We start from the raw sequence: 1,708 nt of genomic DNA on the forward strand, positions 1-1,708 counted from the left end.
CACGGCCCGCCGCACCCGCATGGAGCTGCGCGCGGCCCTCTTCGGCGGCCGCGGCAAACCCGCCCCCGACCCGGCGCTCCGCGCTCCCGCGCCGCTGGCGCAGGCGCTGTCGGTAGACGCCCCGGTGCCCGTTGTGGACCTGGCCAAGCACGAGCCGCCGCCGGGCGGCCGGCACCGCTGACCGCCGCCCCCGCGGACCCGGACGGCCCACGCGGCGGCGCGCGGAAGTGCCGGGCCCGGCCCGGGAGGGCCGACGGAGCGGATCCGCCGGAGAGGCGGACACGTACCCTGGTGCCAGGACAAGCTCACGAACGAAGGACTGAACGACCCTGGGCAAGCGACAGCCCGAAGGCCCGCCGCCCGCACCGCCGGTGCAGCGCATCCGACTCCGCTACACCAAGCGCGGCCGCCTCCGGTTCAACAGCCACCGCGACTTCCAGCGCGCGTTCGAGCGGGCGCTGCGCCGGGCCGAGGTGCCCATGGCGTACTCCGCCGGCTTCACCCCGCACCCCAAGGTCTCGTACGCGAACGCCGCCCCTACGGGCACCGCGAGCGAGGCCGAGTACCTGGAGATCGCGCTCACCGAGGCCCGCGACCCGGAGCTGCTGCGCGCGCTGCTCGACGCGTCCCTGCCCGCCGGCCTCGACGTCGTCGACGCCGTCGAGGCCCGCGCTCCCGGGCTCGCCGACCGGCTGGCGGCGTCGGTGTGGGAGCTGCGGCTCGACGGCGTGCCGCACGCCACGGCCGAGGAGGCGGTCCGCGCCTTCCTCGCCGAGGCGGAAGTCGAGGTCGAACGGCAGACGAAGAAGGGGATGAGGACCTTCGACACGCGCGGCGCGGTGGCCGCGCTCGACGTGCTCCCGAGCGGGGGCGATAGGCCGCAGGCGGGTCCTTGTGCGATACTGCGCCTGGTAGTGCGGCACCTGACACCTGCCGTACGACCCGACGACGTCCTGTCCGGCCTGCGAGTCGCGGCTGACCTGGCGCCGCCGGTCCCGGCAGCGGTGACCAGGCTGGCGCAGGGGCCGCTCGACGCGGAGACCGGCACGGTGACCGATCCGCTTGCGCCGGACCGCGACGATGCCAAGGCCCTCGCCGCCACACCGCAGGCCGCGAGCGGAACCCCGCCCACGGCAGGGGACGGCACCGGGTAGGGACGGTGTCGAAGCGCCGCCGGTGGACGAGGGAGCCACCCCGGGCCCGGCAGGCGCATGGACCAGCAGACTTTCGCCGGTCCGCCTGAGGAGGCGGGCCCGGCGAGCGAGACAAGAGCCCTCGCGCGGCGCATACGTCCCGGGCGGCGGCCCTGTGCACGGCACGGGCGCCGCCGCCGTACGGGGGGTGGCGCCCGGGGGCGTGACGGGAGAACCGCCCGCATGCTCGAACCGATTGAGCCCTCGGAAGCGCAGTCGCCTTCCGCGGGCAGCACCGGCGATGCCGTAGCCGCCACCGGCGGACCACTCGACACCCCCAGTGACCGCCTGCCCTTCCGCCGCCGGTACCCGGCGGCGGGGGAGGTACCGCAGAGAGAGACGGAGCCGACCGCCGGAGATCCGGTGTCGGCGCTCACGAACGAGCCCGCAGACGCAGACGTAGACGCAGACGCAGAGGCGGCAGGGAACGCTGCCGCCGAGGCGCAGGCTGCGCGCGGCGACGGCGCGGGCGCGGCCCCGCCGAGGCGACCGCCGCGGGTCGTGCGCGACGCCGG

Annotated in this window: 1 protein-coding gene and 1 pseudogene; both read left to right on the forward strand. The window is 76.6% G+C overall.

What is annotated here, in order from left to right:
• Positions 1 to 181, forward strand: a pseudogene (locus ABD317_RS36640) (hypothetical protein); the annotation flags it as partial.
• Between the two features lie 190 nt (positions 182 to 371).
• On the forward strand, positions 372 to 1,154 hold the full coding sequence (locus ABD317_RS36645; protein ID WP_344296335.1) for a TIGR03936 family radical SAM-associated protein: 783 nt from the start codon (positions 372 to 374) through the stop codon (positions 1,152 to 1,154).
• The last annotated feature ends 554 nt before the right edge of the window (positions 1,155 to 1,708 follow it).

The organism is Streptomyces synnematoformans (assembly GCF_039531005.1).
GTDB classification, from domain to species: domain Bacteria; phylum Actinomycetota; class Actinomycetes; order Streptomycetales; family Streptomycetaceae; genus Streptomyces; species Streptomyces synnematoformans.